Annotated in this window: 24 protein-coding genes and 1 rRNA gene; all 25 read left to right on the top strand. The window is 46.3% G+C overall.

What is annotated here, in order from left to right; all coding sequences use genetic code 11:
• Positions 1-279: 279 nt before the first annotated feature.
• Positions 280-2,772: a stage II sporulation protein E gene (gene spoIIE / locus AC58UU_RS35945; protein WP_497322286.1), complete on the top strand. Its 2,493-nt coding sequence runs from the start codon at positions 280-282 to the stop codon at positions 2,770-2,772.
• Positions 2,773-3,017: 245 nt separating this feature from the next.
• Positions 3,018-3,740 (top strand): SpaA isopeptide-forming pilin-related protein, encoded by a 723-nt coding sequence (locus tag AC58UU_RS35940; protein WP_497322285.1) that lies wholly within the window; start codon positions 3,018-3,020, stop codon positions 3,738-3,740.
• Positions 3,741-3,897: 157 nt separating this feature from the next.
• The gene (locus tag AC58UU_RS35935) at positions 3,898-4,617 is read left to right on the top strand and encodes a vWA domain-containing protein (protein ID WP_171649148.1); all 720 of its coding nucleotides are present in this window, start codon (positions 3,898-3,900) and stop codon (positions 4,615-4,617) included.
• Positions 4,601-5,506, top strand: a complete 906-nt coding sequence (locus AC58UU_RS35930) for a protein kinase domain-containing protein (RefSeq protein WP_497322284.1) — start codon at positions 4,601-4,603, stop codon at positions 5,504-5,506. The genes AC58UU_RS35935 and AC58UU_RS35930 overlap by 17 nt, the downstream gene beginning before the upstream one ends.
• 36 nt (positions 5,507-5,542) lie before the next feature.
• Positions 5,543-6,958, top strand: a complete 1,416-nt coding sequence (gene tilS, locus AC58UU_RS35925; RefSeq protein ID WP_497322283.1) for a tRNA lysidine(34) synthetase TilS — start codon at positions 5,543-5,545, stop codon at positions 6,956-6,958.
• Positions 6,959-7,029: 71 nt separating this feature from the next.
• Positions 7,030-7,569: a hypoxanthine phosphoribosyltransferase gene (hpt, locus tag AC58UU_RS35920; RefSeq protein WP_029197788.1), complete on the top strand. Its 540-nt coding sequence runs from the start codon at positions 7,030-7,032 to the stop codon at positions 7,567-7,569.
• A gap of 97 nt (positions 7,570-7,666) precedes the next feature.
• Positions 7,667-9,619: an ATP-dependent zinc metalloprotease FtsH gene (gene ftsH, locus AC58UU_RS35915; RefSeq protein ID WP_497322282.1), complete on the top strand. Its 1,953-nt coding sequence runs from the start codon at positions 7,667-7,669 to the stop codon at positions 9,617-9,619.
• A 212-nt stretch (positions 9,620-9,831) separates the two neighbouring features.
• Positions 9,832-10,770, top strand: coding sequence for a quinolinate synthase NadA (nadA, locus tag AC58UU_RS35910; protein WP_047682971.1), 939 nt, complete (start codon positions 9,832-9,834; stop codon positions 10,768-10,770).
• Positions 10,771-10,889: 119 nt separating this feature from the next.
• Complete coding sequence (gene nadB, locus AC58UU_RS35905; RefSeq protein WP_497322281.1) at positions 10,890-12,500, top strand: L-aspartate oxidase; 1,611 nt, start codon at positions 10,890-10,892, stop codon at positions 12,498-12,500.
• A 1-nt stretch (position 12,501) separates the two neighbouring features.
• Positions 12,502-13,371: a carboxylating nicotinate-nucleotide diphosphorylase gene (nadC, locus tag AC58UU_RS35900; RefSeq protein ID WP_497322280.1), complete on the top strand. Its 870-nt coding sequence runs from the start codon at positions 12,502-12,504 to the stop codon at positions 13,369-13,371.
• A complete protein-coding gene (locus tag AC58UU_RS35895) occupies positions 13,368-14,132 on the top strand; it encodes a type III pantothenate kinase (protein ID WP_029197793.1) in 765 nt (254 codons plus the stop codon). The genes nadC and AC58UU_RS35895 overlap by 4 nt, the downstream gene beginning before the upstream one ends.
• A gap of 23 nt (positions 14,133-14,155) precedes the next feature.
• Complete coding sequence (hslO, locus tag AC58UU_RS35890; RefSeq protein ID WP_497322279.1) at positions 14,156-15,022, top strand: Hsp33 family molecular chaperone HslO; 867 nt, start codon at positions 14,156-14,158, stop codon at positions 15,020-15,022.
• A gap of 36 nt (positions 15,023-15,058) precedes the next feature.
• On the top strand, positions 15,059-16,009 hold the full coding sequence (locus AC58UU_RS35885) for a peptidyl-prolyl cis-trans isomerase (protein WP_497322278.1): 951 nt from the start codon (positions 15,059-15,061) through the stop codon (positions 16,007-16,009).
• A gap of 112 nt (positions 16,010-16,121) precedes the next feature.
• The gene (gene cysK / locus AC58UU_RS35880) at positions 16,122-17,063 is read left to right on the top strand and encodes a cysteine synthase A (protein ID WP_497322276.1); all 942 of its coding nucleotides are present in this window, start codon (positions 16,122-16,124) and stop codon (positions 17,061-17,063) included.
• A gap of 117 nt (positions 17,064-17,180) precedes the next feature.
• Positions 17,181-18,740: an anthranilate synthase component I family protein gene (locus tag AC58UU_RS35875; RefSeq protein WP_497322275.1), complete on the top strand. Its 1,560-nt coding sequence runs from the start codon at positions 17,181-17,183 to the stop codon at positions 18,738-18,740.
• 33 nt (positions 18,741-18,773) lie between these two features.
• Positions 18,774-19,355: an aminodeoxychorismate/anthranilate synthase component II gene (gene pabA / locus AC58UU_RS35870; protein ID WP_497322274.1), complete on the top strand. Its 582-nt coding sequence runs from the start codon at positions 18,774-18,776 to the stop codon at positions 19,353-19,355.
• Positions 19,356-19,358: 3 nt separating this feature from the next.
• Positions 19,359-20,216 (top strand): aminodeoxychorismate lyase, encoded by an 858-nt coding sequence (pabC, locus tag AC58UU_RS35865; RefSeq protein WP_497322273.1) that lies wholly within the window; start codon positions 19,359-19,361, stop codon positions 20,214-20,216.
• A 29-nt stretch (positions 20,217-20,245) separates the two neighbouring features.
• Positions 20,246-21,070 carry a dihydropteroate synthase gene (folP, locus tag AC58UU_RS35860; RefSeq protein WP_497322271.1) on the top strand — a complete coding sequence of 275 codons (825 nt, stop codon included), beginning with the start codon at positions 20,246-20,248 and terminating at the stop codon, positions 21,068-21,070.
• A gap of 17 nt (positions 21,071-21,087) precedes the next feature.
• Positions 21,088-21,456 (top strand): dihydroneopterin aldolase, encoded by a 369-nt coding sequence (folB, locus tag AC58UU_RS35855; RefSeq protein ID WP_171649103.1) that lies wholly within the window; start codon positions 21,088-21,090, stop codon positions 21,454-21,456.
• Positions 21,453-21,968, top strand: a complete 516-nt coding sequence (gene folK / locus AC58UU_RS35850; protein WP_307436240.1) for a 2-amino-4-hydroxy-6-hydroxymethyldihydropteridine diphosphokinase — start codon at positions 21,453-21,455, stop codon at positions 21,966-21,968. Before folB ends, folK begins: the two co-directional genes overlap by 4 nt.
• Positions 21,950-22,162 carry a helix-turn-helix domain-containing protein gene (locus AC58UU_RS35845; protein ID WP_029197803.1) on the top strand — a complete coding sequence of 71 codons (213 nt, stop codon included), beginning with the start codon at positions 21,950-21,952 and terminating at the stop codon, positions 22,160-22,162. Before folK ends, AC58UU_RS35845 begins: the two co-directional genes overlap by 19 nt.
• Before the next feature lie 17 nt (positions 22,163-22,179).
• Positions 22,180-23,196 carry a tRNA dihydrouridine synthase DusB gene (gene dusB / locus AC58UU_RS35840; RefSeq protein WP_497322269.1) on the top strand — a complete coding sequence of 339 codons (1,017 nt, stop codon included), beginning with the start codon at positions 22,180-22,182 and terminating at the stop codon, positions 23,194-23,196.
• Positions 23,197-23,417: 221 nt separating this feature from the next.
• Entirely contained in the window at positions 23,418-23,894 is a 477-nt protein-coding gene (greA, locus tag AC58UU_RS35835; protein WP_056833844.1) for a transcription elongation factor GreA, read from the top strand.
• 87 nt (positions 23,895-23,981) lie between these two features.
• Entirely contained in the window at positions 23,982-25,478 is a 1,497-nt protein-coding gene (gene lysS / locus AC58UU_RS35830) for a lysine--tRNA ligase (protein ID WP_497322268.1), read from the top strand.
• A gap of 330 nt (positions 25,479-25,808) precedes the next feature.
• A 16S ribosomal RNA gene (locus tag AC58UU_RS35825) occupies positions 25,809-25,867 on the top strand; the annotation flags it as partial.

Raw genomic sequence — 25,867 nt, 5'->3', positions numbered from 1 at the left:
TATCCAAACGTCAAATAGTTAAAATAACGTAAAGAACAATCGACATGGAATTACGGGTATCTCCCCCATACGCAGGTCGAAAGTTCGAGGCAATCAGACTTTTGGAAACGTTTTCGATATGGTAAAACGAGACTAGGCAAGGGCTGAGGCATGGTGACAAGGCAAACGCAGCTTGTCGGAAATTTCTTTGAATCTATCAACTCATTCTGACAAACTTTCTGCTAGATTGTCTCTATACTAGAGAAACAAATAAGGAATGAATGGATGGTGTTCGAAAACATGCAGAGAAGAAGCTTAGGCACAGTGATTGGTGGCGGTTGGTCGGGATTGTGGCAGAAAGCGAAGATAGGCGCACACAGCGCTGCCGTGGAAAATCGATTCGTACAAGCCTTTGTAGCTAAGAAGTGGTCTTTACTGCTCATCGTGATGGCTTTCTTACTCGGTCGTGCGATGATTTTGGAACAGCTATCTCCGTTTGCGCTTGCGTTCATTGCTGTCATTTATTTTACAAGGAGAGATATTTTACACTGGGTAGGTGTCGCTGCATTTGCTGGTAGCTTATTCTCGCTGAGTTCGAATACTGGTTATCTTGTTACGGAGATCATCGTGTTCTTACTCATCCAAAAAGCTTTGGAGAAATTTGAACGCTCTGATATTTCCTTAGCGCCGCTTCTTGTATTCAGCTCAACCTTGCTGGTTCAGCTCTTTGCAGAGCTTGTAGTCTCGAACTTAAGCTGGTATACGCTAATGATGGTCTCCGTTGAGGCACTGCTAAGTTTAGTGCTGACGCTAATTTTTATTCAAGCCATTCCTGTATTTACGCTTACCCGTAAGAACTACCATTTAAAACATGAGGAAATTATATGTCTGATTATCTTGTTAGCTTCTGTGATGACAGGAACGGTGAGCTGGGTTGTGGGTCCAATCACTGTAGAACATGTACTGTCCCGGTATTTAATTCTATTATTTGCGCTGGTGGGAGGAGCGCCTTTCGGAGCCTCGGTAGGTGTCATAACAGGATTAATCCTAAGTCTTGCGAATAGCAATGCAGTTTATCAAATGAGTTTACTGGCTTTCTCGGGGATGTTAGCAGGACTTCTCAAAGATGGTAATCGATTGGCTGTTGCTTTCGGAATGCTGATCGGGTCATCGATACTTGCTTTCTATATGGGATCGGGGGCTGATGTGATCAACTCCACGTGGGAGTCGCTTGCAGCTGTTGCACTCTTCCTGTTGACACCGCGGAGTCTGATTCTGACTCTTGCTAAATATGTGCCTGGTACGCAGGAAAATCTGAAATCCCAACAGGACTATGCGAAGCGGGTTCGGGATGTTACGGCAGGACGTGTTGAACAATTTTCTGAAGTGTTCCGCCAGCTTGCACGCAGTTTTAAACAGTTGACGACGGATGATGCGGTGAGCCGCAAGGAGGAGGATGTTGGCCATTTCATGAATGCGGTTGCGCAGAAGGCTTGTGATTCCTGCTGGAAAAAGAGCCAGTGCTGGGATCAAAAATTTTATCAAACCTATACGTATATGACCGATATGATGACCCAAATTGAGATGAAGGAGAGTATGACGAAGAAGAATATTCCACCAGAGTGGAGGAAGGTATGTATTCGCACGGATCAAGTTCTGGATGTGATGAAGCAGCAATATGGCTTGTACAAGAATGATTTGCATTGGAAAAAGCAGATTATGGATAGCCGGCATCTCGTGGCGGATCAGCTTTCGGGTGTATCCCAAGTAATGGAGGACTTGGCCAAGGAGATTAAACGGGAAGGACAGGAACTGTTCCTTCAAGAAGAGCAAATTCGTAATGCCCTGGAGGAGCTGGGCTTATCCATCCATACCATCGATATCATTTCCTTGGATGAAGGAAATATCGAGATTGAGATCATTCATCAATACACGAAGGGCTTCGATGAATGTCGGAAAATCATTGCGCCGCTCTTGAGCGAAATTATCGGCGAGAACGTCGCCGTCATGCGCGAGGAGATGCATGCGCGCGGCGAGGGCTACAGCACGGTCGTATTCGGCTCCGCCAAGGAATACGAGGTTGAGACCGGGGTCGCCGGCGCAGCCAAAGGGGGCGACCTCTTCTCGGGTGACAGCTTCTCCACGGTGGAGCTGGGCAATGGCAAGTATGCCGTGGCGCTTAGCGACGGCATGGGTAACGGCGAGCGCGCGCGTGCGGAGAGCCAGACAGCTCTGAGCATCCTGCAGCAGCTGCTGCAGTCAGGGATGGACGAGAAGTTGGCGATCAAGTCGCTGAACTCGGTGTTGATGCTGCGCTCCTCGGATGAGATGTACGCGACCGTAGATATGGCCTTGATCGACATGTACAGCGCAAACACAACGTTCATGAAGATAGGCTCTACCCCTAGCTTCATTAAGCGCGGAACGGAAGTGATTTCGATATCGGCTAATAATCTGCCGGTCGGCATCCTGAGTGAGATTGATGTTGATCTGGTCTCGATCCCACTCCAATCGGGTGATATCCTTGTCATGATGACAGATGGTATCTACGATGCGCCGGGACATGCGGTAAACAAAGAGATGTGGATGAAGCGGATGATTCAGGAAATTGATACGACGATGCCGCAGGATTTTGCGGACTGTTTATTAGAAAGGATTTTCCGCCACCATCATGGCGAAATTCAAGATGATATGACCGTCGTTGTGGCACGCGTTGAGAAGAGGCAGCCCGAGTGGGCCACATTCCGCTGGCCAGGAATTACGCGAATGGAGCGTCCCAAGACGGTTAGTTAATGGAGAAATAGAAGCCGTAACAGCTCATTTGCTGTTATGGCTTTTTATGTGCAGTTATTCTCATAAGAGTATAGTGGATGCTGCATTTTTTAAAACTGGAAAATTTTCACTTCGTGGTTGCACTTAGAATTCAAATCATGCTTAACTTATGAATATGTCTGTTAACTAATTATGCCAAATCTAGCGATTTCAATAAAATTCTAAGTTGTCAGGGCTGTATATGATGCCAAAGCCCCCTATTAATTATGGGCAACGATAACGAAACGGTTTCCAATAAAATCGGTCTCAGCGGCACCAACGTAACCTCTATCACGAAAGAAACGACCAAGGATATTGTGGTAGGCATTTCGGATGGATCTGGCACCGGCAGCGGAGTCCGTGGGTCTTTGACGGTTAAGAAAATTGATTCTGCAAACAACACCTTATTGCTCAGCGGCGCAATTTTTGAACTGCATCGTAAATCGGGTGTCACGAAAACGTTTATTAACAGGTTAACAACGGATGAAACAGGTACGGTTGTCTTTAATAATCTGCTTGCAGGTGATTATATAGTGAGTGAAATAACAGCTCCTCTTGGATACGTTGTAAATAAAGAGGATAATACGATTACCCTTCATCCGGGAGATGAATTTCATCTCAATGTGATCAACACCAAGAAAACTGATTCTGAAACACCGCCAGAATCGCCGCCACCGCCAACACCAAGCCCGACACCAAGTGCACCGCCAACGCCGTCTATAACACCAGCGCCAAGTGTAACGCCAACACCGCCAACGGTTCCTACTCCTTCGACGGATCCGGACATACCGATTGATACTGATAATGATGTGCCTTTGGGGGGGATTCCTCCTGTCACTAAACCGGAGACCCTCCCGAAGACAGGTGAATCTAGTCATCTGTACGTGGAAATCGCAGGTATCACCTTAATCCTACTAGGTCTTATCTTAAGAAGGAGATTCACTCGATAACTCTTCAATCTTGAGACAGTCCGCCATTACCACTGGGCAGGCTGTCTTTTAATTTCGCTTAATTAGTTCGTGATTAGACTCTCTCATAAATGGAAAAACTAGGAGTAGAACTACTAGAGAGCTAATCTTTTCTTGGGCCAGGGAGGCAAATATCATGATGAAGCAGATTCTTTTAATTACAGATGGGTGTTCAAATGTAGGGGTAAGTCCGGTAATAGCGGCAGCACAAGCGCATACCGAAGGCGTTACCGTGAATGTCATTGGTGTGATTGACCATGGGGAGCTAGGGGTGTTAGGCTCTGAGGAGATTCAAGAGATTGCTGCGGCAGGCGGTGGGATGAGCCGAATCGTGAATTCAGGCCAACTTTCCCAGACGGTTCAGATGATGACGCGCAAAACGGTAACAACAACAATTCAGCATGCAGTAGGCAAAGAGTTGCAAAGTATTCTAGGCTTTAATCAATTGGAGCAATTACCTCCAGAGAAGCGCGCTGAAGTGGTTCAAGTGATCGATACCATGAGTGAAACCACCTCACTCCGCGTAGCTCTTTTAATAGATGCGAGTGCCAGTATGAAGCCCAAGCATGCAGCGGTGCGTGAAGCGATTCATGATCTTTTGCTTAGTCTTAGAGCCCGCAGCGGCAAGAGTGAGCTGGCAGTTTTCCACTTTCCGTCAACCAAAACGAGAGATCAGGAATTAGAAATGGATCTCAGTTGGACGAATCAACTTGCAAATTTAGACAAGATGTTCTATAAAATAAACATGAAGGGTACAACTCCGACAGGTCCGGCGTTACTGCAAACTTTGCAGTTCATAACGGAGAAGCCTATCTTACCAAAGACCGAGGATGGGATGCTGAGTGACTACGTGGTATGAAGACGCCTTCCGTCCAGGGTCAGAAATCCAAGGGAAATGGAACGGCAAGATGTATGTGGTCGAACGTTTATTAGGTGCTGGTTCCAACGGAGTAGTGGCGCTCGTACGAAGAGGGACAGCTAGATTTGCGCTTAAAGCAGGTCATGAGACGGTTGATCATCAATCGGAGATTAATTCCTTGCTTGCCATCTCACTGACAGAAACTTCGTTCAAGAACTTTTTAATAGATGCCGATGATATGACGATAAATGGGAAAGAAGTCTCTTTCTATGTCATGCGCTATATTGAGGGAATGACGATTTCTAATTTTATACATAAACGTGGTCAGGATTGGATCTATGTGATTGGTTCTAACCTGCTTCGAAAGTTAACGGAGGTTCATAAGAGCGGCTATGTTTTCGGTGATCTGAAAATCGAGAATATGATCGTTTCCAATTATGGCGATGTGGATCTCATTGATTTTGGGGGTGTGACTCCTAAAGGCAGAGCGATTAAACAGTTAACCGAAGTGTATGACCGCGGCTTTTGGAATATGGGGGAGCGGGTTGCGGAAGAGAGCTATGATCTATTTTCATTTGCCATTTTACTATTAAAATCGCTCGATCAACGCAAACGCTTCACTGGTTTATCCAAAATGCTGCCTCAAAACCGAGATTTAGATCAACTAACGGCCATTATGCGCGAAAATTCAGTTGCCGCCCATATCGCGCCATTTCTTAACAAAGCTTTAAATAATGAGTTTGATTCTTCGCAAGAAGCCTATCAGTACTGGAGAACTTTGGTTTCAGGTAAGAAGATTACGCAGACAACACTTCAAATGCCATGGCTGAAAATATGCTTCGCCGCTTCTATTTTTATTTTTGGGGCAACGCTCTATATGTACTGGTAGCATGACGGAAAGTGCAGGAATAGAAAGGAATACCCGATGGAAATCGATCTTGTTGCCAAGGTGGAACAGCGAATTATTGAAGAAAAACTCGTCGATCCAGGAGATGTAGTTGTCGTTGCGGTTTCAGGAGGACCTGATTCCGTGGGGCTGCTTCATGTCCTGTTTGCCCTTGCTGAGCGTTACGGCTGGCAACTCGTTGTTGCGCATGTGAATCATCAATTCCGCGGCGCGGAATCGGATGCGGAAGCCTCTTTCGTAGGGAAGCTTGCAGATGACCTAGGACTTCCATGTGAAATCGGCGTCATTGATGTGCCCGCCTATATAGAGGAAACGTCACTCAATGGACAAGCCGCGGCCCGTGAGAAGCGCTACGAATTTCTACATCAGATCGCAGCGAAATACAGCGCTAAGCGTATTGCCTTCGCTCATCATGCGGATGATCAAGCCGAAACCGTCATGATGCGGATTCTGAGAGGGACAGGCCCTTCGGGTCTGGTTGGCATGCCGGAACGCAGGCGCGAAAAAAAAGTGGAACTGATTCGTCCGTTTTTACGTATATACAAAACAGATATTGTGAATTATTGCGCTCAGCATGAAATGACGTATTGTAAGGACAGCAGCAATGAGCTGCGGAAGTATTTTCGAAATCAGATTAGGCTTGATGTAATGCCGATGCTGAAGCAGTATAATGAACAACTTCCAGAGTCACTGAATCGATTGACGGATTTGATGCGAGCTGAGGATGATTATTTGGCCAAAGAAGCCGAGCAGGTTTTTCACCGAATAACTACTTTCCAGCAAGCCTGCTGCCGTATAGAAAGACGTGATTTCACTGAGCTGCACGTTGCTTTACAAAGGCGTTTGATTAAATTAATATTAAACTGTCTTTGTTTGGAAAGAGATCGGTTGGATTTTACGCGAATTGAAAGTATACGTGAGTTGATTTTACAGGATAAGGTTTCTAATCAAGTCCTTCAGGTGGATGAACAGGTTTATATTGTGAGAGAATATGAATCTATTCAATTTCAGACCTTCGCTCCTTCTCCGAAGCCTTATGCTTATGAGGTTGGATTAGATACAAGCGAGCTGAGCCTGCCGGAAGTTGAAGCCAAACTGATTTGCTCATGGGTGCCGGCTAGTTCGAAGGAGACAACTGCTTATATCTCATATGCAACGGACGTGTTTTTGGATCTAGATCAACTTAACTTGCCGCTAGTTGTAAGGAGTCGCAGGTCAGGAGATCGGTTTGAGCCCCATGGTTTAAACGGATCCAAAAAAGTAAAGGATATGTTCATTGATGCCAAAATGCCGCTAAGCCGGCGTGATGTCATTCCACTGCTGGTCGATGCTTCCGGGCAAATTCTTTGGATTGCTGGCTTTCGTAGGTCCAAGCACGCTCTGGTTGGACCAGATACAGTACGTGTACTTCATATGAAGCTAGTGCTGAAGTAATATGCGTAAATTTCGTTCTTCTAGAATGTAAATTTATAAGGATTCATAATATAAAACTAGGGGGTTCATCCTTGTACAGCGACATTCAAGAAGTTCTTTACAGTGAAGAACAAATTCAAGGCAAGATTAAAGAATTAGGGGAGAAACTTTCCATCGATTACGAAGGTAAGAACCCATTGGTTATCTGTGTGCTTAAGGGAGCTTTCATTTTCATGGCTGATCTTGTGAAGCAAATCAGAGTACCATTGGAACTCGATTTCATGGCTGTATCCAGCTATGGTCAATCCACGAAATCTTCTGGTGTTGTCAAGATTATTAAAGATCTTGATGTTCCCGTAGAAGGACGTCATATTCTTATCGTGGAGGACATTATCGATAGCGGTTTAACGCTGAGTTATCTGATAGATGTGCTAGAGCGACGCAATGCTAAGACGATTTCGGTCGTTGCGCTGTTTAATAAACCGGCACGCAGAACTGTGGATCTCGAACCTGAATATGCAGGTTATGTGCTTCCAGATGAGTTCGTAGTCGGGTATGGTCTGGATTATGCAGAGAAATATCGCAACCTTCCATTTATCGGCATATTGAAACCAGAGATCTACAGTAGCTAATGTCATTTCCCGCAGACTCGTCAACGCTGTTATGTTGTAGTGCTTTACCGGGATGTGGTAAAATAATAAACGTGTGCCGTTTGAGAGGAGGCTCGGGATGAATCGAATTATCCGGAATACCGGCTTTTATTTACTTATATTTTTGGTTACTGTAGGTATCGTCCATTTCATTAGTACCCAAAACGAGCAAAAGGAGTTAATTACTTACGATAAATTCCGCCAAGCGGTGGTTAACAAAAATGTGGAATCCGTGACATTAAAGTTTGATGGATACACATATTTGATTAAAGGTAAGTACATTAACCCACCAAGTGGTGCTGATAAGAAGAGCTTCGAAACCCATGCTCCGTTCGAGCCTATGGTCGTCCAGCTGATTGAAGCGAATGGCGTTCCATCAGAAACGTACGAGACTATGGAACGGGATAGCGTTTGGATTAGTTTCCTAACTTCCATCATCCCATTCGTCATTATCTTCATCTTGTTTTTCTTCCTGTTAAATCAGGCTCAAGGTGGCGGCGGCAAAGTGATGAACTTCGGCAAAAGCCGTGCCCGCTTATATAATGAGGAGAAAAAACGCGTCACGTTTGAAGACGTGGCAGGAGCAGACGAAGAGAAGCAAGAATTGATCGAGGTTGTCGAATTCCTCAAAGATCCACGGAAATTCGCAGCTGTCGGTGCTAGAATTCCTAAAGGGGTTCTGCTCAATGGTCCTCCGGGAACCGGTAAAACCCTTCTTGCACGAGCTGTCGCTGGTGAAGCAGGCGTACCATTCTTCAGTATTTCAGGTTCTGACTTCGTTGAGATGTTCGTCGGTGTCGGTGCTTCCCGTGTTCGTGACTTGTTCGAGAACGCGAAGAAGAACTCACCTTGTATCATTTTTATCGATGAGATCGATGCTGTAGGTCGTCAACGTGGCGCTGGTTTAGGCGGCGGACATGACGAGCGAGAACAAACACTCAATCAATTGCTAGTAGAAATGGACGGATTTGGCGCGAACGAAGGTATCATTATCGTTGCAGCGACTAACCGCCCTGATATCCTTGACCCAGCCTTACTGCGTCCAGGTCGTTTCGACCGTCAAATCACGGTAGATCGTCCGGACATCAAAGGCCGCGAAGCTGTACTGAAAGTACATGCTCGCAACAAACCACTTGCCAAAGACGTGAAGCTGGACGCGCTATCTCGCTACACAACTGGATTCACAGGTGCAGATCTAGAGAATCTTTTGAACGAATCAGCTTTGATTGCTGCTCGTCGTAACCGTAAAGACATTTCGATGGCTGAGATTGAGGAAGCTTTTGACCGTATTATTGTTGGTACGCAGAAGAAAAGCCGGATTATCAGTGAGACTGAGAAGCGCATTGTTGCTTATCATGAAGCCGGACACGCGATCATTGGTTATTATGCAGAGAATGCCGATATGGTGCACAAAGTTACGATCGTTCCGCGCGGACGCGCTGGCGGTTATGTCATGATGCTGCCCAAAGAAGGCGAAGATCGCATGATGCAGACGAAGAACGAATTGCTGGATAAAGTAACAGGACTCCTGGGCGGCCGTGTTTCCGAAGAACTATTTATCGGAGAAATTGGCACTGGGGCTTATAGTGACTTCCAGAAAGCAACCGGTATTGTCCGTCGCATGATTATGGAATATGGAATGAGCGATAAGCTAGGACCAATGCAGTTCGGCAGTTCGCAAGGTCAAGTGTTCTTAGGCCGCGATATCGGACATGAGCAAAACTACAGTGATGCGATTGCTTATGAGATTGATCAAGAGATGCAAAGCTTTATTCGCACTTGTTATGATCGTGCTCGTGCGATGCTTACGGAGCATGCGGATCAGATTCATCTCGTAGCCAAAACGCTGCTTGAGAAAGAAACACTCGATAAAGACGAAATCATCGAGCTTCTTGAGAAAGGCAAATTGAATGCAAGCGCGGATGACGAAGAGGTCAAAGTGAACATTCAAGGGCAAAGCCAATCTAGCGAAAGCAACAAATTGGAGTTAAACAAAGATAAAGATTCTAATTCGGATCATTCCGAAGAGTAACAAGCAATAGCAACTCGTAAATCCGGTGTACACGTCAGGTGTACCCGGATTTTCTGGTTTTTTCGGCATATTTGCGCATTGACAGGGGATGTGAGAATGTGTAAATTAGTTGTAAATCTCTAATTTTATTACGATTAGAACATACTACTGTTAATCCTATTTTTAGATAGACAAGAAGTACATTATGCGTCCCAGACAGGGGAGGAAGCACCATGGAAGCTCTAGCATTAGAACGCAAAGCCGAGCAGAACCGTGAACTCAAAGAACGGTTGCTGCAGCTAAAGAAAGAACGGAATGCTATTATTCTTGCTCATTATTATCAACGTGACGAAGTTCAAGAGGTTGCCGATTTCCGGGGAGATTCCTTTCTGCTCGCGCAGAAGGCAGCGCAAACCGATGCTGATGTGATTGTATTCTGTGGCGTTCATTTCATGGGGGAAAGTGCTAAGATTCTTGCTCCTAACAAAACAGTCATTATTCCTGACGAACGTGCAGGCTGCCCGATGGCGGATATGGTGAATGTAGAAGGTCTACGTGCTCTGAAACGCCAGCATCCTAATGCCAAAGTTGTTGCTTACATTAATACATCTGCTGATGTGAAATCAGAAACTGATATTTGCTGTACTTCGGCAAATGCCATCAACGTCATCAATTCCGTCGATTCAGATGAGATCATCTGGGTACCGGATAAAAATTTGGGTGACTATGTATCAAAATTCACAAGCAAAAAAGTGATTATCTGGGAAGGCTATTGCAATACGCATGATATGCTGACCGTTAAAGATGTGGAAGAAATGAGAGCCCAGTACCCGAATGCTCAGTTCGTTGTTCATCCGGAATGTCGTCCAGAAGTTGTTAAACTGGGAGATTTCGTCGGAAGTACGACAGCGATTATCAAATATTGCAAAGAGTCCGATTGCAAAGAGTTTATCGTTGGAACGGAAGATGGAACTGGATACCAGCTTCGTCTGGACAGTCCAGATAAACAGTTCCATTTTGCAACCAAATACTTGGTATGTCCGAATATGAAAGTAAACAATTTGAAGAAAATTGTGAAGTGTCTTGAAACGATGCAGCCAGAGATTTATGTGCCAGAAGATGTAGCCGATAAAGCAAGATTGTCCTTAGAGCGCATGTTACAAGTAAAGTAGCATGCGCTACTCTCTTGTTTAATAGGTAGGGTACCCTCGCAAAGCATTCCTATAGTCGATTTATTCATTGGATAGGTTTGCTTTGCGAGCTATTAATGGTGAAGAACAGGTGAAGCGGCATGATTCCTAGATACCTTGTAGATGTAGATTTAGATTCCATTCCTCATGTACATACAGATGTTATTGTGATTGGCGCGGGCATTGCAGGTTTATTTACTGCTCTTCGCGCTAGTGAAAATAAGAAAGTGCTGATGATTACGAAGAAATCGCTCCTCGACAGTAACACACGCTATGCGCAAGGCGGAATTGCTGCTGTTATATCGGACGAGGATTCACCGGAATATCATATGCAGGATACCCTGATAGCAGGTGCAGGTCTATGTTCGCCAGAGGCCGTTGACGTTCTGGTTCATGAAGGCCCCAACGGCGTTCAGGATCTCATTCGGATGGGTACCCAGTTCGACCTTGAGAACGGGGAGTTTGCTTTGACCAAAGAGGGAGCGCATAGCCAGCGTCGCATCTTGCATGCGCATGGCGATGCCACAGGCGCTGAAATTGTACGAGCTCTTTCGGAACGCACGAAGCAAGATCCGAACATTGAGATCTGGGACGATCATTTCGTGATCGACCTGATCACGCAGGATGGCGAGTGCTATGGCGCACTCGTACAGAAGCCTAGCGGCCAGCGGGTATTCGTCCGCGGTAATGCCACGATCCTTTGCTCCGGTGGTGCGGGACAGCTGTTCCGCTACACCACAAACCCTGACATCGCTACAGGCGATGGAATAGCTATTGCTCATCGCGCTGGTGCGCAAATACAAGACGTGGAATTTATTCAATTCCACCCTACGGCGCTGTGCTACCCAGGTGCTCCGCGCTTCCTGATCTCGGAAGCTGTGCGCGGCGAGGGTGCATATCTGCGTAATATCAAAGGGGAGCGCTTTATGGAGCGTTACCATCCCCAACTAGAACTTGCACCAAGGGATGTCGTAGCCCGTGCCATTGTCGACGAGATGGAGAATTGTAAATCGACTTTCGTCTATATCGACATTACGCACGAATCCGAAGAATTAATTAAACATCGATTCCCAACGATATATGAATATTGTCTCAAGTACGGTCTAGATATGAGCACCGACTGGATTCCGGTTGCACCTGCGGCTCATTACATGATGGGCGGCGTAAAGACAGATCTACACGGAGAAACGATCGTCCGCCGTCTTTTCGCTTGTGGGGAGGTGTCTTCTACAGGTGTACATGGCGCTAACCGATTAGCCAGTAATTCCTTATCTGAAGCTATTGTTTTCGGTAGAAGAATCATCGAACGGATACAGAAACTCGCTCCTTTGGAAGGTAACATTCAAATACGCGCTGAATCCAAAGCGCCAAGAACGGAAATCCCGAATCAAGCCGTTGTCGAGAAAAAGCTTAAGCTGCAAAAGGTTTTGCTTCGTTACGCGGGACTGAAACGTTCAGCCAAAGGCTTGCAAAAAGGGTATGACGAATTGGCAAGACAACTCTCCATCTTCGGTTCTTTAATGACGAAACGTGAAGATTATGAGTTTGCTAATTTACTCAATTGTGCACTTCTTACGACAACAGCGGCTCTAGCGCGGGAAGAAAGTCGTGGCGGTCATTACCGGGAAGATTTCCCCGAACGGGATGATCAAGTATGGAAGAAGCATATTGTTTTTAAGCGCGGGGAAGATAGCATTGAGGAGTGGATTTAACATGCTCGATTTAAATATGGAACTCATTCGTAAACATATTCGGCTTTGGCTGGAAGAGGATATTGGAACCGGCGATGTCACTACTCTGACAACGATCCCTTTGGAACATGCGTCCAAAGGGATTATCCACGTCAAAGAAGACGGAATTGTCTGTGGACTCCGAATCGCCCAAGAAGTTTTTGCTGTGGTTGATGATTCTCTTCGTTTTGAAACAAAAGTAGTTGAAGGATCGTCTGTTTATAAAGGGACCATACTAGCTGAAGTGGAAGGCAATACGCGTAGTATTCTGCTAGGTGAACGATTAAGCCTTAATTTGATGCAGCGATTATCAGGAATTGCAACCAAGACTCGTGAGTTTGTCGATGCTTTAGAAGGCGTGCCGACTAGACTTGTTGATACACGGAAGACGACTCCGGGACACAGACTGCTTGAGAAGTATGCTGTACGAGTGGGTGGTGGTCATAATCACCGATTCGGACTCTACGATGCTGTGATGATTAAAGATAATCATATTAAAGGTTCAGGCGGCATCACACAAGCTGTGCAAGCGGCTCGACAGCAGATCCCCCACACGATGAAGATCGAGGTGGAGGTCGAGAATTTTGAGCAATTGCACGAAGCATTAGCGGTTGGTGCGGATATCATCATGCTCGATAATATGATTCCTGAGAAGATGAAAGAAGCAGTTTCCATAATTAAAAGTAAAGCGCCGCATATTGTAGTAGAGGGCTCAGGTTCTGTGACACCTCAGACCATTAAAGCGATGGCAGAAACGGGCGTCGATGTGATCTCCGTTGGGCGCTTGACGTATTCAGTTGCAGCTCTTGACATCTCCTTAGATCTGAATGAGCGGAAGGAGACGGCACTATGATTCTCGTTATCGATGTTGGGAATACGAACATTGTGCTCGGCCTCTATCAAGAGCGAACGCTCCTTCATCACTGGCGGGTAAGTACGAACCGTTCAGCGACAGTCGATGAGTACGGGATGCAGCTGCATAGCCTTTTTCAACACTCGGGCATCTCATTCGCGCAGGTGGAAGGTGTCATTGTCTCTTCCGTTGTTCCTCCGCTTATGAATGTAATGGAAAACCTTTGCTTACACTATTTGAAAAGGACGCCATTCATAGTTGGTCCTGGTATTAAGACAGGACTGAACGTGCGTGTAGACAATCCCAAAGAGGTCGGCGCTGATCGCATAGTAAATGCTGTCGCGGCTCTTGAGCTGTACGGGGCACCTTGTATTATTGTTGATTTCGGGACGGCCACCACATACGACTACATCGATCCTTCCCAACAGCTTGTTGGCTGCGCGATTGCACCGGGAATCGGGATCTCAACGGAAGCCTTATATCAAAAGGCGGCGAAGCTGCCGCGCATCGAGCTGGTAAAGCCGAAGAGTGTCGTCGGTCGTAATACCGTAGCGGCTATGCAAGCAGGGATTATTTTCGGCTATGTAGGCCAAGTTGATGGGATTGTCGAGCGTGTCATTCAAGAATTTAATGTCAATCCAACAGTTATTGCTACGGGTGGTCTTGCGGAGCTGATTTCCAGTGAATCTCGTACTATTCAGATCGTCAATCCACTGTTGACCCTGCAAGGTCTACAAATGATTTATGAGAAAAATGCATAAGCTGTTTAAGGAAAGGATTTAATATGGGCGATTATTTGATTCGAGGAACGGCGCTGGGTGGAAAAGTTCGCGCTTTTGCCGTTGAAACGACTGTCCTCACAGAAGAACTTAGCCGAAGACACCAAACAACACCAACAGCCACGGCCGCATTAGGAAGAACGGCAGCTGCGGGACTTCTCATTGCAGCTATGCTCAAGGGTGAAGAACATCTCATTGTTCAAGTAAAAGGCGATGGACCTATCGGTCAAATTGTGGTTGATGCCAATGCGAAGGGTGAGGTACGCGGTTATGTTGATAATCCGTTAGTCGATCCTCCACTTAAAGAGAATGGGAAGCTAGATGTTGCTGCTGCGGTGGGAACTGATGGATTTTTGTACATAACGAAAGATTTAGGTATGAAAGAGCCTTATAAAGGCAGCGTTCCGATCATTTCAGGAGAATTGGCTGAAGATTTCACTTATTATTTTGCCAAGTCTGAACAAACGCCTTCAGCTGTTGCGCTAGGGGTATTGGTCAATACGGATCACTCCATTCTTGCCTCAGGCGGATTCGTTATTCAACTGCTCCCAGGATTAACAAATGACGAAATTGGGGACATTGAAGAGATGCTCTCTCGCATTCCATCTTTCACAAGTATGCTCGGTGGGGGTTTGAATCTAGAAGAAATCCTTCAAACCGTACTACCATCTTTCCAGAAGCTTGTTCAGATGGATGTTATGTTCCGCTGTAAATGTAGTCGTGAAAGAGTTGAAACAACACTTATTTCCTTAGGGAAGACAGAGCTGCAAGAAATTCTTGAAGATGAAGGGTTTGCTGAAGTCGTTTGTCATTTCTGCAATGAAGCTTATCGCTTTAACGAAGATGATTTGAAGCAGATGATTGAACTATAGAGCAAGCAGCATTATAGATGTAAAGAGGGAGTCAGGATGCAGAACGTGAAGCGATTGTGGGGAGTCATTATCGTGATGGCTGTAGGTAATCTCGTGCTCGCATCCTTGCTGGTCACCCATACCATAAACCAATCAGAACCAAGTCAACCACCAAAACCTGAGAAGCAGGGTGAGCAGAAGAATGATCGGGTAGTCGCCAAAGTTGGAGATCGTGGAATGACCATTCTGGAGCTTCAAACAGCTCTTGAACGTCATTATGGGGCAGAACTGCTGGGTCAAATGTTGGATCGTGAAGTGATACGTCTGGAAGGAAACGAGACAGGGACTTCGATTGGAAGCGCGGAGATTAACCGTGAGTTGAAACGGATGCAGCAAGGTTATGAGAGTGAACAACAATTTTATGCATCCATGCAAAATCAGTTAGGTTTGTCAGAGCAAGAAATCAAGGAAGATGTAACCAATAAATTGTTACTCGAGAAGCTCGCAACCAAACATATTCAGATAACGGATGCTCAGGTAGAAGACTATATGAAGACGCATGCCGATGAGTTCAAGCAAGATACCGAATATAATATTCTTCAGATTATCGTGTCAACCAAGGATCAAGCGAATAAAGTCATTGCGGAGCTGGCAAAAGGAGAGAGTTTTGCGACCCTTGCCAGAGATCGTTCCCTAGATGATGCAACCAATAACACCGGCGGTGATTTGGGTTGGATTGAAGGAGACGATCCCTTTGTTGCTGCTCCCGTTCTTGAAACGGCGAAACTACTGAAGGTTGGAGAAGTGAGTAAGCCTGTCCCTCTGCCACAAGGATTCGCGATTGTGAAGCTGAAAAATCGGCGAGAGAAAGTAAATCCAGATCTTGCTTTCGTTCGAGAAAATGTGCGGAGAGAGCTAGCGCTTCGGGAAGCACCGCCTCTCAAGGATTATGTGCAGCAGCTTCGAGGAAAATGGAAGGTTAACATCCTTGACCCTCAATTGCGTTGACATTCTGTGAAAATATGGTTGACAACCAGTAAGTGCATTGATAAGATTAATGTATTAATACCGACTAATTAACTCGGAAATCATCGATTATTTAACCTGGAGGGGAATTAGCATGGCAAGATTAGTGCAAAGCATTACGGATTTGATTGGCGATACACCGCTTGTTCGTTTAAACCGCGTTGTTCCAGAAGGAAGCGCAGAGATTTATGTGAAACTCGAGTACCAAAATCCAGGTGCCAGCGTAAAGGACCGTATTGCCATCTCCATGATCGAAGTAGCTGAGCAAGAAGGTATATTGAAGCCGGGCGATACGATTGTTGAGCCAACTAGCGGTAACACAGGAATCGGAATAGCTTTAGTCGCAGCTGCTAAAGGATACAAGGCGATTCTGGTTATGCCAGAAACGATGTCTTTGGAAAGACGTAATCTGCTTCGCGCTTACGGGGCTCAGCTGGTTCTGACGCCAGGAGCAGAAGGAATGAAGGGCGCGATCAAACGTGCTGAGGAGCTTCAAGCAGAGAATCCTTCCTACTTCATCCCACAACAATTCAAGAACCTAGCAAACGTGAAAGTTCACCGTGAAACAACAGGTCCAGAAATCGTTGAAGCGATTAATGCACACGATGGCAAATTGGACGCTTTCATTGCGGGTATCGGTACGGGCGGAACCATTACAGGCGCAGGTGGCGTACTGAAAGAAAACTTCCCGAACATCAAGATCTATGCCATTGAACCTGCTGCATCCCCGGTACTTTCCGGCGGCAAGCCAGGTCCTCATAAAATTCAAGGTATCGGCGCAGGCTTTGTTCCAGACATTCTGAACACAAGCATCTACGACGAAATTATTGCCGTAGAGAACGAAGATGCGTTCGAAACTTCACGTCGTGTTGCCAAAGAGGAAGGTATCCTTGGTGGTATCTCCTCCGGTGCAGCGATTTTTGCGGCGCTTAAAGTTGCTAAAGAACTTGGTGCAGGCAAACGTGTAATTGCTGTGATTCCAAGTAACGGTGAGCGTTACCTTTCTACGCCACTTTATCAATTCGAAGAGCAATAAGATTACTTGCTACGAACGAGCTTCCAGCTACTGCTGCTGGGGGCTTTTTTTCTGTGTAAGGTTGGAGTATACTAATGGACAACTAATCATCGGATGTCACAGGAAGGAGGGCAAGTATTGATCCTAACAACAGTAGAGCAGTGGCGTAATTGGTCCTCCACGTACACGATGCTGCCTTATGTCATTAAACTGGGACTTGCCGACGACCGGATCGCTTCTTGGCAAGAAGCATGGAAAGTGGCCGCGCCTGATTCCTTTGTCCTAGAAAGCGGCAAAGGGGGGCGTTACACGTTCTTCGGTTTACAGCCATTTTCTACGGTTCATGGAACTGGTTTGGATGCGGAAATGACCATGGCCAACCCAGTTGAAAAGGGGAAGCCTCAAGTTTCACGCTTGCATGGAAATCCGCTAGACATTGTGAAGCAATGGATGTCCGCTTATCACAGCCCCAAAGTCGAAGGAGCCCCTAAGTTTCTTGGCGGCTGTGTAGGTTATTGGAGCTATGACGTGATCCGCACCATTGAGAAACTCCAGGAGCAAGCGGCAAATGACTTGCCGATTCCGGATTATAGCTTCGCTATGTATGATCAAGTTTGGACCTTGGATCATATCGATAAGAGCCTGTACATTGCGGTGCATATGCCGCTTGAGAAGAGCCGAGCAGCCGATGACACTTATCTCCGGCAGCTTTACGCACAGGCGCACGCTGAGGCTGAAGCGATGCTCGCACGCTGGCATGCGATCCGCTCCAGCAGCTGGTCAGGCTCGCACCTGAGTGGTGCGGAACAACCAGCGATAGCGCGTGAGCAGCTGCACATCGACGTCGAGAGCATCGCAGGCATCCAGCCTGCCTTCGGCAAAGCCGATTTCATCGCGGCGGTGCAGCGCATCCAAGCCTACATCTCCCAAGGTGACGTGTTCCAAGTCAACTTGTCCGTTAGACAGAGCCGGCAGCTTCGCACGACGCCGGAGGAGATCTACGAGGCGCTGCGCATCGTCAATCCCTCGCCTTACATGGGCTTGCTGCGCTTCGCAGGCTTCGCCCTCGTCTCCGGCTCGCCAGAGCTGCTCGTGCAGCTCGAGGACGGCGTCCTGCGGACGCGTCCTATCGCTGGCACGCGCCCGCGCGGCAAGGACGAGCAGGATGATCTGCGCCTAGCCGGCGAGCTCATCGACAATGACAAAGAGCGCGCCGAGCACGTCATGCTGGTCGATCTCGAGCGCAACGATCTCGGCCGCATCTCGAAGTACGGCTCCGTCCATGTGAAAGACTTCATGGTCATCGAATACTACTCCCATGTGATGCATATCGTCTCGGAAGTCGTCGGCGAGCTCGCAGAGGGGAAGGACGCCTATGATGTCATTGCGGCGACCTTCCCAGGAGGCACGATTACAGGTGCTCCAAAGATTCGCACCATGGAAATTATTGAAGAATTAGAGCCAGTTCGCCGTGGACCTTATACAGGATCCATGGGGTGGATTGACTATAATGGAAATATGGAATTTAATATAATTATACGGACGCTGGTAGCTGTTCAAGGGATGGGCCACATTCAAGCAGGGGCAGGCATCGTTATTGATTCCATACCTGAACGTGAGTACATTGAATCCTTGAATAAAGCCAAAGCAATGTGGAAAGCGATAGAATATAGCGAGCGGAGCATGAGCCGAGCTTAAGCCCTAGCAGGGCTGACGAAAGGGGAGCTTAGAATGATTTTAGTGATTGATAATTATGATTCGTTTACGTACAACCTCGTCCAATATTTGGGGGAGATCGGTGAAGAAGTCGTCGTTCGTCGTAATGACGAAATTGATTTAGCTGGCGTTGAGGCTTTGGCGCCCGATCATATTCTAATATCTCCGGGTCCTTGCACGCCGAATGAAGCCGGAATTAGCTTATCACTTATCGACCATTTCAAGGGCAAAATTCCCATCTTCGGCGTCTGTCTAGGCCATCAATCGATTGGTCAAGCTTTTGGCGGCGACGTCATTCGCGCAGAGCGATTAATGCATGGTAAAACTTCGGAGATTTTCCATGATGGTAAAACCTTGTTCGAGGGGCTTCCATCCCCTTTTATAGCGACTCGGTATCATTCCTTAATTGTCAAAACCGAGACGCTGCCTGATTGCTTGGAAGTTAGTGCGCGTACAGCTGAGGGTGAAATTATGGCATTACGCCATAAGGAATATCCGATTGAAGGCGTGCAGTTCCACCCAGAATCGATCATTACTCAGCACGGTCATCAGATCCTGCGGAATTTTCTTCGCCGCACGGCCAAAGCGGGAGTTTAATTTATGATTATTAGTGTCAATGGGATTCTAACAAATGATAAGGAAGCTGTGGTCTCGGTTTACGATCACGGCTTTCTTTACGGCCTCGGCCTTTTTGAGACATTTCGCACCTATAAGAAAGAACCGTTCCTGCTGCCCGAGCATCTTCGGCGTCTAACAGAGGGCTGCCGTGAGCTTGGGATTGGCTATGAGCCGAATCTTGCACACATTCAGCGTCTGATTGATGAGCTGCTTAAAGCCAATAACCTAGAGGATGCGTATATCCGCTACTCCGTTTCGGCCGGAGTTGATATCCTTGGGCTGCCATCAGGCGTCTATCAAAACCCAACAGAGATCATTTACATCAAGCCGCTTCCGCCAAGGGACGAGCAGATCTATACACAGGGCAAAGCGCTGCAGCTGCTGAAGCTGCCTCGTAATACGCCGGAAGGACTATACCGCTTTAAGTCCTTTCACTATATGAATAATATCCTTGCTAAAAGAGAGCTGCAGCAGTATGACTGGGCAGCTGGCGCAGAAGGCCTAATGCTGACCGAAGAAGGTTACGTGGCTGAGGGCATTGTGAGCAACATCTTTTTCATAAAGGATAGAGCCTGCTATACGCCATCGCTGGATACAGGCATCTTACCTGGCATCACAAGAGCCTATGTGTTACAGCTGGCACAGCAGCAGCAGATTCCAACACAGGGCGGCCTATACAGATGGGAAGATCTTCTGGAAGCCGATGAGGTGTTTATCGTTAATTCCATACAAGAGATCGTACCCATTACGACACTGTTCACACCCAGTGGACAAATTCACTCTGTTGGAAAAGGCATCGTAGGTCCGATAACCCGCCAACTTAGCGAGCTTTATAACTAACATCTAATAACAACAGGAAGTGAACGGTAATGAAAGTGTTATCCTGTAGAGGACATGAGCTGCCCATTGGTGATCGAACGATCATTATGGGCATATTAAACGTAACCCCGGACTCCTTCTCGGACGGTGGGAATTACGTAAGGGTAGAGGATGCGGTGCGCAGAGCTCGCCAAATGGTAGCCGAAGGCGCTGACATCATTGATATCGGGGGAGAATCGACCCGACCGGGTTTTGCCAAGGTCACACAAGAAGAAGAACTGCAGCGGGTTATTCCGGTCATTGAGGCAATAAGTAAGGAAGTAAACATTCCTATTTCTATAGATACTTACAAAGCGGAGGTCGCGAAGCAAGCATTAGAAGCGGGAGCGCATATCATCAACGATGTTTGGGGAGGCCAAGCCGACGCTCGAATGGCAGAAGTTGCGGCCAGCTACGATTGTCCGTTTATCATCACGCATAATCGTGTGAACCCGACTTATTCTGATTTTCTCCGTGACGTTACTACCGATTTACAACTCTATGCGAATCAAGCCAGAGAAATTGGCGTTCGGGAAGAACGTATTATTTTAGATCCGGGCATCGGATTCGCCAAAACCTACGAGCAGAATTTGTTCCTCATGAATCATCTGCGTACGATCGTCGATCTCGGATATCCGGTCCTTTTAGGCACATCCCGCAAAAGCGTCATTGGCCTAACGCTTAATCTGCCTCCTGAAGAACGTCTGGAAGGAACAGCATCGACCGTGGTGCTTGGAATTGCCCAAGGCTGTGGGATGATCAGAGTACACGATATTCAAGCGATGAAACGTTTAGTGGTTATGACAGATGCCATCATTCGTTCGCAGTTAACCTAAACTTGGAGGCTCTTACATTGGACAAAATAACACTCTCCCGCATGCAGTTCTTTGGTAATCATGGTGTTTTTCCGGAAGAGAATAAGCTCGGTCAACGCTTTTATGTAGATGTAGAGCTTATGCTTCCGCTGGACAAACCCGGCAAGTCGGATCATCTGGATGATACGGTTAATTACGGGGAAGTATTTTTCAAAGTCAAAGAGGTTGTGGAAGGTCGAACTTATAAATTAATTGAAGCTTTAGCAGAAAATATTGCATCCGAGCTGCTGCATACTTATACTAGTATCAATGAAGTGACGGTTCGCGTCATTAAGCCGCATCCGCCCTTTGCCGTATTTTTTGACGGGGTAACTGTAGAGATTAACCGAAAGCGGGCAAATGAATGACAGCCGAAGAACGAGAACAAGGCACGATAGCTTATGTCGCATTGGGATCCAATATAGATGATCGTGAACACTATCTGCAGGATGCGATTACAGCGCTGAATCAGGAATCGGGCATAACGGTGACTGGATTGTCCAGCATCTACGAAACCGAACCGGTTGGCTATGTAGATCAATCTGCTTTTCTTAATATGGTTATTCAAATCATCACCGTTTTACCTGCAGAAGAGTTGTTGTTCACTATGCTTGCCATCGAGAAAAGACTGGGTCGAACGCGTGATCTTCGCTGGGGCCCGAGAACGATCGATTTGGATTTACTCCTTTACGGCGACCATCAGCTTACAACCCCCGACTTGATCATTCCGCATCCGCGGATGCATGAGCGGGCTTTTGTATTAGTTCCTCTCACTGAGGTTCTCTACAAGCGACAAGATGCTGCATTTGAATTCATCTCCGCGCATTTGGAGAAACTGGAAGGAAAGGAAGGCGTCATCCTATGGAAAAAAGCTCAGTAGCTCAGCGTATACGCGCTTTTCGTAAGTTAAAAGGGTACACTCAGAACGAATTAGCTGATTTACTCGGTGTGTCGATTGCCATCTTAGGTGCTATTGAAAGAGGTACACGTAAACCGGATACCAAAATAATAAATAAAATCTCGCAAGTCCTGAATATTGAACCGGATGAGTTAGTCGCGGCGGTTGCGAGATGAGAGGAGTGGAATCTTCGGTGCTGAAAATAGGAAATGTCGAAGCTCCCAATAAAGTCGTGCTTGCCCCAATGGCGGGTGTTTGTAACCCTGCGTTCCGACTCATAGCCAAAGAATTTGGTACGGGTTTAGTTTGTGCAGAAATGGTTAGTGATAAAGCCATTGTTCACGGGAATTCCCGTTCGATGGAAATGCTTTATGTTGATGATCGAGAAAAACCGCTAAGTCTGCAAATCTTTGGAGGCGATACCGAGACGCTTGTGCAAGCGGCTAGAATCGTTGACCAACAGACGAATGCAGACATTATTGATATAAATATGGGTTGTCCAGTACCGAAAATCACAAAGTGTGACGCTGGTGCAAGATGGTTGCTCCAACCTGAGAAAATTGAAGAAATGATCGCAACCGTTGTTGCGGCAGTAAGCAAACCAGTAACTGTGAAGATGCGTATCGGTTGGGATTCCGAGCACATTTATGCGATAGAAAATGCTAAAGCTGTCGAAAGAGGCGGTGGAAGCGCAGTAAGCGTCCACGGCCGTACGCGTGAGCAGCTGTATACAGGTAAAGCGGATTGGGACATCATTCGTGATGTTAAGCAAGCTCTCTCGATTCCCGTTATCGGGAACGGTGATGTTGTGACACCTGAGGATGCAAAACGCATGTTAGACCATACGGGTGTAGATGGCGTGATGATTGGACGCGGCGCGTTAGGCAACCCTTGGATGCTTTACCGTACCGTACAATACCTTGCTAATGGTGAATTACCGCCTGAGCCGACACCGGAAGAGAAGATCCGCATCGCGATATTACACATGGACCGTCTTGTTGCTCTTAAGGGTGAGCATGTTGCCGTGAAAGAGATGCGCAAACATATGGCGTGGTACCTCAAGGGTATGACTGGGGCAGCTCGTGTGAAGGATGCGCTTATGGAGATGTTGAAGCGTGATGAAATGGTGCGAGCTTTGAATGATTATGTCGAGCATCTCTATGCGCATTCCTCATCACCTACGAATGAAGAATCAGCCGTACTTCAATAAAAAATGCAGCTATGGTTGAGATTGACATTTTGAAACCGTTGCAATATAATCAGTCAATATTAATGTGTTCCTGCATATATTGAAAGACAAACGAGCAACTAACTTATTTAAGAAACGTGAATTCATACTACTTGAATCAGCTCTTTTAAGACCCAACTCCTAGCAGGAAGCATCGATTCAACGATATGAAAATCTTTCACATGACGGGAGATCAGTTGGAAATGGCTGAAAAAGAGGTCATTCTTACACCAGAAGGTTTAAGAAAGCTCGAAGATGAGCTTGAGCATCTGAAATCAGTGAAGCGCCGGGAAGTGGCTGAGAGAATCAAGGTTGCCATCGGATATGGCGATATCAGTGAGAACTCAGAGTACGAAGACGCGAAGAACGAACAAGCTTTTATTGAAGGCAGAATCATTACTTTAGAAAAATTGCTGCGCAATGCGCGTATTATTAATAACGATGATGTCGATACCAACACCGTGAGTGTTGGCTCAATCGTAACGCTGAAGGATTTGGAATTCGGTGATTTGGTTGAGTATAACATCGTAGGTACGGCGGAATCCGATCCGTTGATGAATAAGATTTCCAATGAAAGCCCTGTAGGTAGAGCTATTTTAGGTAAACAAAGGGGCGCGAACGTTGACGTTGTCGTTCCTGCAGGCGTCATTCAGTATCAAATTATTGATATTAAAAAGTAGCGTGCAGCCGCATTCCTTTGGAAAGCTTCCTTTCGGAAGCTTTTTTCCGGTTTTAGCACCCTTTACTAATAAGTAGGAGATGAAAGCATGAGCCAGGAATTGGAATTGAACGAATTGCTCGTCATTCGCCGTAATAAATTGGACGAGCTTCGCGGTCTAGGGGTCGATCCTTTTGGTAGCAAATACGTAAGGACGCATTCAACGAAAGAAATCCTTACTGCATACCAAGATAAAACCAAAGAAGAGTTGGATGCTGAACAACATGAGGTCAGTATCGCCGGACGTATTATGCAAAAAAGAGGCATGGGTAAAGCCAGCTTCGCACATCTTCAAGACATTACAGGCAAAATTCAAATCTATGTGCGTGAAGATGCACTAGACGCAAACAAATACCAAGCCTTTGATCTTCTGGATCTAGGCGATATGGTTGGGGTTCAGGGTGTTGTTTTCAAAACAAAAACCGGCGAAACTTCTATTAAAGTGAAATCGCTTGAGATTTTGACCAAATCCTTGCTTCCGCTGCCGGATAAATTCCATGGTCTTAGTGATGTAGAGCTGCGCTATCGTCAACGTTACGTTGATTTGATTATGAATCAAGATGTGCAGCAGACATTTATTCTTCGTTCCCGTATTATCCAGTCCATGCGTCGGTACTTGGATTCTCTGGGCTATTTAGAAGTGGAGACACCTACATTACACTCCGTAGCAGGTGGAGCGTCTGCGCGTCCTTTTAACACACATCATAATGCTCTAGACATGCAGCTGCATATGCGTATTGCGATTGAGCTTCATCTGAAGCGTCTGATTGTTGGTGGATTAGAGAAAGTATACGAAATTGGGCGTGTATACCGTAACGAAGGTATCTCTACCCGTCACAATCCGGAGTTTACGATGATAGAACTTTATGAGGCTTATGCCGACTATAAAGACATCATGAAGCTTACGGAGGAGCTTATTGCACATATTGCGCAAGAGGTTCTTGGTGGTACAACGGTTCCATATGGCGATCACGAGGTTAATCTAGCTGTTGGCTGGAGACGTGTATCCATGGTGGATGCCATTAAAGAAGTTAAGGGTGTGGACTTTAGCGTTCACATGTCGAACGAGGAAGCTCATCGCTTGGCCAAAGAGCATCATGTACAAGTTGAGCCTCATATGACATTCGGTCATATTGTGAATCAATTCTTCGAAACATTTGTTGAAGAGACCTTAATACAACCGACCTTTATTTACGGACATCCTTTAGAAATTTCACCGCTTGCCAAAAAGAACCCCGAGGATCCGCGCTTCACGGATCGCTTCGAACTCTTTATCGTAGCGCGTGAGCATGCCAATGCATTTACGGAGCTTAATGATCCTATCGATCAAAGAGAGCGTTTTGAAGCTCAGCTTCGTGAGAAAGAGCAAGGCAATGACGAAGCACATGAGATGGATGAAGACTTCATTCGTGCGCTTGAATATGGTATGCCTCCAACGGGTGGTTTAGGAATAGGAATTGACCGATTGGTTATGCTATTGACGAATGCACCGTCCATTCGAGATGTACTGCTATTTCCGCTTATGCGTGAACGTCAAGGTGAATAATGGCTTAAGTTTCGAGGCGCCGATCGGTGTCTCGAAACTTTTTAAAATAGTACTTGCAATGTCCATGGCGTCTGTGGTATCTTATAAAAGTTGCCGCTGAGACAACAAAGAGCTTAACAAAAACAACTTACAAAAATAAGTTGCAAAGTAATTCTCGGTATGGTATATTGGTCTTCCGGCTTTCGAAAGAGAGCAGGTTGAACAAGAGAAATTGATCTTTGAAAACTGAACAACGAGTGAGTAAGCACGAACGAGAAATCGTTCAAAAAAGAGATTGTAAAATCTCGCTAGCAACGCAAATGAGCAATTAAGCTTTCAAATAGTTTTACTATTATGGAGAGTTTGATCCTGGCTCAGGACGAACGCTGGCGGCGTGCCTAATACATGCA

The organism is Paenibacillus sp. JT22N1 (genome assembly GCF_059692155.1).
Note: the sequence above shows the minus strand (reverse complement) of the source record. Positions and strands in the feature narration are given on the sequence as shown.